The 8,630-nt window shown below is 46.4% G+C and carries 6 protein-coding genes and 1 pseudogene; 4 read left to right on the top strand and 3 right to left on the bottom strand.

What is annotated here, in order from left to right:
* The 3 genes and pseudogenes from H6F50_RS19485 to H6F50_RS19475 all read left to right on the top strand — a co-directional run.
* A pseudogene (locus H6F50_RS19485) lies at window positions 1-190 on the top strand (TIGR01548 family HAD-type hydrolase); the annotation flags it as partial.
* Window positions 191-344: 154 nt separating this feature from the next.
* Window positions 345-818 carry a peptidoglycan-binding protein gene (locus H6F50_RS19480; RefSeq protein ID WP_242029116.1) on the top strand — a complete coding sequence of 158 codons (474 nt, stop codon included), beginning with the start codon at window positions 345-347 and terminating at the stop codon, window positions 816-818.
* Window positions 819-1,131: 313 nt separating this feature from the next.
* A complete protein-coding gene (locus tag H6F50_RS19475; protein ID WP_190429974.1) occupies window positions 1,132-2,175 on the top strand; it encodes a WD40 repeat domain-containing protein in 1,044 nt (347 codons plus the stop codon).
* 290 nt (window positions 2,176-2,465) lie between these two features.
* Here H6F50_RS19475 and H6F50_RS19470 read toward each other — a convergent pair whose 3' ends face one another.
* Complete coding sequence (locus H6F50_RS19470; protein ID WP_190410814.1) at window positions 2,466-2,768, bottom strand: RNA-binding protein; 303 nt, start codon at window positions 2,766-2,768, stop codon at window positions 2,466-2,468.
* Between the two features lie 394 nt (window positions 2,769-3,162).
* On the opposite strand from H6F50_RS19470, the gene H6F50_RS19465 reads away from it, so the two are divergent.
* A complete protein-coding gene (locus H6F50_RS19465; RefSeq protein ID WP_190429973.1) occupies window positions 3,163-4,227 on the top strand; it encodes a WD40 repeat domain-containing protein in 1,065 nt (354 codons plus the stop codon).
* 218 nt (window positions 4,228-4,445) lie between these two features.
* On the opposite strand, the gene H6F50_RS19460 is transcribed toward H6F50_RS19465, so the two are convergent.
* Entirely contained in the window at window positions 4,446-6,866 is a 2,421-nt protein-coding gene (locus H6F50_RS19460) for a sucrose synthase (RefSeq protein ID WP_190429972.1), read from the bottom strand.
* A 184-nt stretch (window positions 6,867-7,050) separates the two neighbouring features.
* Window positions 7,051-8,574, bottom strand: a complete 1,524-nt coding sequence (locus tag H6F50_RS19455; protein WP_190429971.1) for a carboxypeptidase M32 — start codon at window positions 8,572-8,574, stop codon at window positions 7,051-7,053.
* Window positions 8,575-8,630: the final 56 nt, after the last annotated feature.

The following is an 8,630-nucleotide window of genomic DNA, read 5'->3' as shown; positions in this document are numbered from 1 at the left end:
AGGAGAATCGCTCCACCCTGACCGTCGTTGGATTGCAGTGGGCATTTTGCCACCCCACGTTCAGGAAAACCAGCAACAAAGGGATGCTTATGCAAATGCTCTCAAGGCTGCTGGTGCTGCTGCGATTTTCAGCAATGTACAGGAGTTGACACCCGTGCAGATTTTACAACTGGTCAATTCACCAGAATGAGCGAATCGTGTAGCAGCGGGCGAGTGGGTATTGCCTCATACGAATGGGTGAGCGGTTAAGGTGAGTTTAAATACACCTAGCAGGGCGAAGGGGAAGCGGGGCTGCCATCAGTAGATTGGAACAGTAGAAACAACACTTCCCAGGAAAATTCATCATGCAATCAACCAATCAATTTGAAGCCATGACTCCTCAAGCCGCTGCTACCAATGCGATTAAAAAGCCAGTTCTGCGTAGAGGTTCCCGCGATCGCGCAGTGGTAGAACTCCAACAACTACTCGCTCATTGGGGCTATTATGCCACTCCTTTCGATGATGTGTTTGACCTCCCCGTCGAAAATGCCGTGAAAGCTTTTCAACACCGCGTCTTTCTAGTAGAAGATGGGATTGTTGGCGCTAAGACGTGGCAAGCTCTTTACTCTGGTGCCCCCGTTGATATGCCGGAACTGAGACTAGGTAGCCGTGGTGAAGCAGTGAAAACCCTTCAGAAAGTCCTACAGTTGATTCCCGATGGTATATTTGGGTCAATTACCCAGAATACTGTGAAAAGCTTCCAAAGCTCCCGTGGCTTGGTAGCGGATGGAATTGTCGCTTCTCGCACTTGGTTTGAGTTGAGCAAGCTACCTCACTAAGAAGTTGTTGCATCGGGATGTGGTGGCGCTCCTTTTTTACCCGCATCCCTCGTATCGAATTGGAACTTTCAACCAGCGCGATCGCTCTAGAAGTCTTAGGGCGATCGCTGTGCTTTTCGCGCTGGTTGTTTAATCGGGAGTCTCAACTGTGCAGAAAATCGATAAATTTTTACTCAGAATGCAGCTTCTGACCGCAGAGAGTGTGCGGAGCGGGTATCGCCATCTATATTAAGAAACGACCTGTAAAATTCTGCAATTACTGCCCATATTTCAGCAGATGTGCAAAATTTCTTCCCATTCGTCTGTTATTTCTATGTTTTCTGCTCAAACTAGGACTTTAGTCGGTACGATAGGCGCGATCGCCACAGTCATCGCTACGAGCGTTACAATTCCACCAAGCAACATCAAGGCATACGCGGCTCCAATTGATGCTTCTGTTGCAGTAGCGAACTTAAACGCTTGGGAAAACGCTCAACTAGAACGCACCCTCAGAGGGCATTCAAATTGGGTAAATGCTGTCGCCATTAGCCCTGATGGAACAACTTTAGCCAGTGGCAGTTCTGACAACACGATCAAACTTTGGAATCTTTCCAGCGGACAAGAAATTGGCACCCTTACCGGGCATTTCAAACCAATTTTCACAATTGCATATAGCCCCAATGGGCAGCTTCTCGCCAGCGGATCTCAGGATAATACAATCAAAATCTGGAATCTTGCTACAGGTCAAGTCATCCGCACTCTCAGGGGGCATTCTAGCTCCATTGATTCGGTCGTTTTCAGTCCTGACGGGCAGTTTATTGCTAGTGGGGGTAAGGACGACACGATCAAGATTTGGAATCTGACTTCCGGCGAGCAAATCCTAAGCCTCACAGGTCATGCTAATGGGATTGATGTTGTTGCCTTTACCCCAGATGGGCAGACCCTCGTGAGTGGTTCTGAGGACAAAACGATCAAAGTTTGGGATTTATCTACAGGTCAAGTCATCCGCACCCTCAGAAAACATACAAATGCGGTTCATTCCTTGGCAATTACCCCAGATGGACAGACACTTATAAGTGGGGGTTTTGACAAAACTATCTACCTTTGGGACATGACCACATGGCAGCTCAAAGGTCGCCTGAGAGGGCATGCAGACATGGTTTATGCAGTTGCTATTAGTTCGGATGGACAGTTTCTCGCTAGTGGTAGCGAAGATAGAACAATTAAAATTTGGAGCCTAAAAACTGGGAAACAAATTACAACGCTGACGGGTGATTCTAGTGCAATTTATTCCCTCTCTATCAGCCAAGATGGACAGACGATTGCAACGGGTAGTTATGACAAAAACATCCGAATTTGGCGAACGCAGGGACTTTAAATTGAATAGCTAAAAACTAAAATCTGGGCTAAAAGTTTAAACCCATTGAAGCGAGTTTTAGCTCCCCCAGGAAACTTTTAGCTTGACCAATGCTATAAATGTCGCTCGTTGACGTGCATCTTGAATCGTCACACTTGAGAGGCATACCTGCAAAAAAAAGGCTTAAGCATAATGCTTAAGCCTTTTTAAATTTAATGCGAGTAACTGAAACTAATTGCGCTTACAAATTACTCAGCCCTTTTTGTCTCAGCTTTTTCAAGGAGAAACTAAAAAGGTTTAGCTTCTAAAGCTTAGTAGCGGCGAGAAAAGCTGTTGTTTCCGCGACCACCACCACCAGATGGGCCTCTATCTTCTTTGGGCTTCGCCTTGTTAACTTTTAAGTCGCGACCCATCCATTCAGCACCGTCAAGCGCTTCAATGGCAGCTGTTTCTTCAGCTTCTGTACCCATTTCTACGAAACCAAAGCCACGTAGACGACCTGTTTCCCGGTCAGTGGGTAGCTGGACGCGCTTTACAGAACCATATTCTGCAAAAACCCCAGTCAGGTCTTCTTGCGTAACTTCGTAGGATAGATTGCCTACATAAATAGACATAGATTGTCTCCAAAATCAAGGGGGTGTAGAGATTTGAATTTCGGAGAGAAGCCTGTCAAGACCAAAAGGAAAACACCTATCAATACTATAAACAAACACTGCAACCGAATTTATTCTCACCTATTACGGTAGCACAACAGATTCTGGAATGGGGCTTTTGGTATCTAAGTTTTCTCCAACTAATCTTTAAACTTTGACCGAGTATAGCTTCTAGCTAATTTCCCGGATTCGGAAAAGTCCGAGCGATCGCTTTCCTTGCAAATTCATACTTCTAAAAAATTTGCAACGGCAAGATTACATAAATTTTCTAATTCTGGGCACACAGGTAAATCAACAACGTCTCAGTGTAAAGCGACACATTTTTGTAGTGTGCGTTGTGTCCCAATTTACTAAAATGACAAATCAGCAAATTTCCGCTAAGGTTTTCACGGCGCTGGTCGTGGTGGCAACGATTGGCGTTTCTGCAATGCCTATGTTTAAAGCAGTATCTCAGCCGCCTGTCATTCCCTCCACCTTAACGGCTCAAACACCCACCAACACTTGGCAAAATGTGCGACCGTTTCGCACCATCGAGGCTCATTCAGGGAGCGTGGGAGCGATCGCGATCGCTCCCAACGGACAGCTAATGGTTAGTGGTAGCGATGATGGCACGATCAAAGTATGGAATCCGAAAACGGGTCAACCAATTCGCACCCTAACTGGTCATACTGACACCATTTGGGCACTTGCGATTAGTCCTAATGGGCAAACCCTCGCCAGCAGTAGCGCGACCAACGATGGCTCGCTAAAACTGTGGAATTTAAAAACTGGCAAGGTAATCCGGACTATCACGCGGGATTGGTACGTTAAATCTCTCGCCTTTAGCCCAGATGGAGAGCGCCTTGCGATTGGTAGCTGGAACATGACTGCACGGAACGCAGAGATTGAAGTGTGGAATGCACGCACGGGTAAATCGATCTATAGCTTCCAGGGATCTCCTCAGTCGAATTTAATGGTCGCCTTTAGTCCCGATGGAAAAACTCTCGCTAGTGGGAATGAAGACAGTACGATCCAAGTATGGGATCTTAGGTCAGGCAAACCCATTCGCACCATCAACAATGGAGAGGCTGTCAGAGCGATCGCTTTTGGTCGAGATAGCAAAACCCTTGTCAGCGAGACTTATAACCAAATCGTCAAAATCTGGAATCTGCAAACCGGCGAACTCATCTCTACACCGATTAAGGATTCAGGCACCGTTTTCGTGAATGCTGTTGCTTTGCATCCAAATAATCGGATACTTGCAAGTGCATTAGGCGGATCGGAAGGCAGTTTAAACTTATTTGATTTGCAAACTGGTAGTGTAATCAATCCTCTTACAGGGTCTTTTAACGTTATCTCCTCACTCGCATTCACCCCAAACGGGCAGACTCTTGTTAGTGGTAATTTTGACGGAACAATTACCTTCTGGGAACCCCAATAGTTATACTTTTTCACTTTTGCCTGAAGTGAGATTGGCATCGCTTCAGGCTCTATTTCCCTTCTCTTGCGTAGGAAAAGCCCGACTCTAGACACATTGGTTAAGAATGTTATCTGCGACCTTCTCTTAGCTCCCAATAAATTGGGGGTTGCAGGGATCGAAACGTAATGCAAATCACGTCAGATCCCCCTAGCATCCAATTTATTAAGAGGAGAAACTCCCTATCGCTGCATTTGCTGTTCCAACAGTTTCTGCGCTCTCGGCTTGTAAATTAAATAGAACAACGCCTCAATGTAACGCAGTAGATCTTCGCGGTTCTCCTTGGAAGTATAATTCCAGAAGCCGTAAATCCGAGCTAAAGATAGAAGTTTGGTTGTGTGAATCTTCCACGTGTAGGTGCTATAAACTCGATCTATCGCTCGTGTAGAAATTTCGTACCAGTAGTTAGGATTTTGGTCGCACTTAGATACAAACTCCAGGATTTTTTCCGCCATCTCTTCAAGATGCGTCGGGTTAATGTAGAACCCATTAAACTTATCCTGAATAATTTCTAACGGGCCACCAAATTGAGTGGCGAATGTCGGTAAACCAGAAATCATCGCCTCCAAAATGGTCAGACCAAAAGCTTCAAACAGCGCTGGTTGAACAAAGACACCTTGGCGATCGGCAATCACCCGATAAATTTCACCAGAGTCGGTTTTAGAAAGACGCACGCCTAGCCAGCGAATTTTGCCTTGTAGATTGTACTTTTCAATGATTTGGTAAAGCTTAACAATTTCATCTTTTTCTTCGTTATCGCTTGATTCCTCAACGCGCAACTTCCCAGCAACTAAAATTAAGTTGCAATGTTCTTGTAAAGCTTCGTTCTTGCCAAAACACTCAGCCAATCCGGTAAGATTTTTGATTCGGTCGAGACGAGCCATTGAGAAGAGAGGGCGCTTGTTCGGATCGTCCAATTTCCCTAAAATTTGGGACGGATCTTCGAGAGTAAAGAGCATCTCCTCAATCCGGGCGCGATCGCTCGGTATGCGATCTTCGGTACGCGAATAGGGAAAATAAGCATTTTCATTTACTCCAGGCGGCACCACGTTGAATTTGGGGCTAAATAGCTCAACTCCGCTCACTACATGGTACAAATCCGGCATCGTGAAACACTTGTAAGATTCATACTGTCCCACACTATCCGGCGTTCCGACAATTTCTTGATAAGTGCTGCTAATGATGAAATTCGCAGCATTCATCGCAATTAAATCGGCAGTGAATTGTAGGGAGAAATGATACTTTTCTTCCAAGTCGTTCCAGTAGAGGTTACTGAAAAGATATTTAGATTTTTCTAAGGCGTGGGCAATGTTGCATTGAGTCACCTTCAAGCGACGCGCCAGTAAAAATGCCACCAAATTACCGTCGGAATAATTTCCGACAATTAAGTCGGGCTTACCTTGAAATTCTGCCAGCAGCTCTTTTTCCGAGTCGATGGCATAGCTTTCTAGATAAGGCCAAAACTCAAACCGGGAAATCCAGTTTTGAGTCACTTTGGGATTAAACTCTCGCAAAGGCACTCGCAAAATCCAAGCATTATCTGTGCCGTGAACTTTTTCTAAGCGTTGGTTACACAAAGTACCATCGCTATTCGGAATTAAGCGAGAGAGAATAATTACTTTCGGCTCAACACCTAGAACATCCAACCCAGCCAGCGAGAGGTCTTCTTGCATCTGCTGTTCGAGACTCTTGGCTTGGTCGAGGACGTAAACGACCTGTCCGCCAGTATCCGGACGTCCCAAGACACCTTCCTGCCCAAACCAACCGTGGGGAGACACGAGGACAATCCGGAAGACCATTGGAATCCGGGAGAGGAAAGCTTCTAGAGTCTGATGATCGGGGGAGTCGAGGAGTTCATCAAGAATTTCTAGAGTTTCCCGCACCCGTCCGGCGGTGTTTCCCCACCCAGGCTCAAAGCCCATTGCTTGCAAATCATACCGAAATTCATCGTAGCTTTGCTCAAAAGGGCGATCGCCCAAAAATCCCAAAGCTTGCTTGACACGACTAGAAAGTTGCTGCTGCGATTTAATTCGCCCGTTGATCAGCAGTTGCAGATTGTTATAGGAATGGACGCTTAAAAATTGAAACAAGCTCTCCAGCCATTGTCCGGGGTCTTGAAAGAGTTTGCTCGATAAATAACGGTTGAGATACTGTACCCCCTTACCAATATTTTTAGGGTCGCGAATGGTCGGGGTATAGTCGTAAAACGGCTGAAAATCGAGTTCTAGGATGTCGCCTTCCTGGGGATGGAAGCGATTCACCAGGCGATCGCGTACATCCAGCAGTTCTTGCACCGTCATTGGTTCGACAATTAAATCTTCCGTTAACCGATAGATTTCTTGAGAAGCAATGGTTGGGCGGACGATCAAACAGATGTTTCCATCCTCCCGAATAATTTCTTGAGTGTAGTAAATTAATTTACCTAAATGGGAGGATTGGTCAAAATGTTCAGGCTTTTGGTGATTTGTGCAGTATTCGGAAAAAGCATTGAGAATGTCGTTTCTCAGTAAATACGACTTGTCCTGTTGGCGTAACTCACTCACAAATTGGCGCAGATCGATTTTTTCATCACTCTCTAAAACAGCCTGAATCAAATCGGACATGACAACTCCCTAGATTAGTTCAATAACATTCACAAAGACTAAACTACAAAATGTTTTTCCTGGTGACGCCCTTCCGAAGGTGGAAGGAGTACGTCTCAAACCAAAATTAATTCACCGTTCATCTTGCTTAAGAGTGAATCGGCTAGGCTATGCCTAGCCTAGCTTCTTTTCACGCTATTGTGTATCACAAAGCGTAAATTTCTCCGTATTTTTGCTGAATATAACGAATCAAGGGATTAATACTCAAACAATTGCCAGTGACGCGCTCGATAATTTCAGCGGCGGTATATTTCTGTCCGTGTTGGTAAATATTCTCTCTCAGCCAATTATGTAGAGTGCTGAACTTCCCTTGCTCGATTTCGGTAGGAATTTGGGGATTTGCCTTGAGTGCAGCTTCAAAAAACTGGGCGCTCATCATGTTGCCAAGAGTATATCCTTGGAACATTCCGCCGATGCTACCCGTGTACCAATGGACATCCTGCATGACGCCAACGCTGTCGTTGGGGGGAACAACACCCAAGTCCGATCTGTAGCGTTCGTTCCAAGCTTCCGGGAGATCGCGCACTGCCAGATTGCCTTCGAGTAGCGCCAATTCCAAGTCAAAGCGGATCATGACGTGCAGGTTGTAGGTGACTTCGTCGGCATCGGTACGGATGAGCGATCGCTCGACTTTATTAATCGCCCGGTAGAATGTCTCAAGGGGTACATTACTAAGTTGATTTGGGAAAGCTGCTTGCAGTTGCGGATAGCAGAATTTCCAGAAGTTGCGGCTGCGTCCCACCTGATTTTCCCACAGCCGTGATTGGCTTTCATGCACCCCCGATGAGGTGCCGGTGGCTAAAGGCGTCCCTTCATATTCTGGGTTAATCCCTTGCTCGTACAAGGCGTGTCCCATCTCGTGAATGGTGCTAAACAGTGCCTCATTCAGATCGTTCTCTCTGACGCGGGTAGTAATTCGCACATCCCCAATCGAGAAATTGGTCATAAATGGGTGCAGGGTTTTATCTTGCCGTCCCCGTTGGAAGTCATATCCAATCTGTTCGATGACCTTTAAGCTAAACGCTAGCTGTTCGTCTTCTGGAAAAGTTTGGTGCAAGCAACTATCATCGGCAATCGGTTGGGAAGCGATCGCATTGACAATTGGAACCAGTTCTTGACGGAGTTCCGCAAAGAGCGATCGCACGGTTGAAGCCTTCATCCCGTAATCGGCACCATCAATCAGCGGATCTGCAATATGCTCGTAGCCAGAGAAAAAGCTGGCATAGTCGCGGCACAGATCCAGCGTTTTTTCCAGATAAGGCTGCACAGCGGCAAAGTTATTTTCCGGACGTGCTTTTGCCCAAGCACCATAAGACTGAGTTCGGTGGAGAGACATTTTTGCCATAAAATCTGCTGGCACTCGCACCGCACGCTCGTAGCTGCGTCTGACAACACGAATTAGGCTGGCTTCATCAGAGTCGTAGGGCAAGCTTTCCTCGTAGGGACGCAAATCTTCCAACAGTTGCGCGATCGCTGGATCGCTAAACTTAGTATGGGCAATTTGCCGCAGAGTCGCCATCTGCCGCCCTCTCGCCGCTGCACCCCCAGGCGGCATATAGGTTGCTTGATCCCAGTAGAGTAGGGAAGACGCTGAATTAATATCGTCGATTTCGGTGAGGCGGGTTTTGAGTTCTTGAAGTTTGGGGTGAGTCTTGTCCAGAGTCTGCATGATTCGCTGTTGATACTCGTTTCCTATAGTGTGGCGCAGGACGAGCAAATATCAGT

It is taken from the genome of Coleofasciculus sp. FACHB-712 (genome assembly GCF_014695635.1).
In the GTDB taxonomy this organism is placed as follows: Bacteria; Cyanobacteriota; Cyanobacteriia; order Cyanobacteriales; family FACHB-T130; genus FACHB-T130.
Note: the sequence above shows the minus strand (reverse complement) of the source record. Positions and strands in the feature narration are given on the sequence as shown.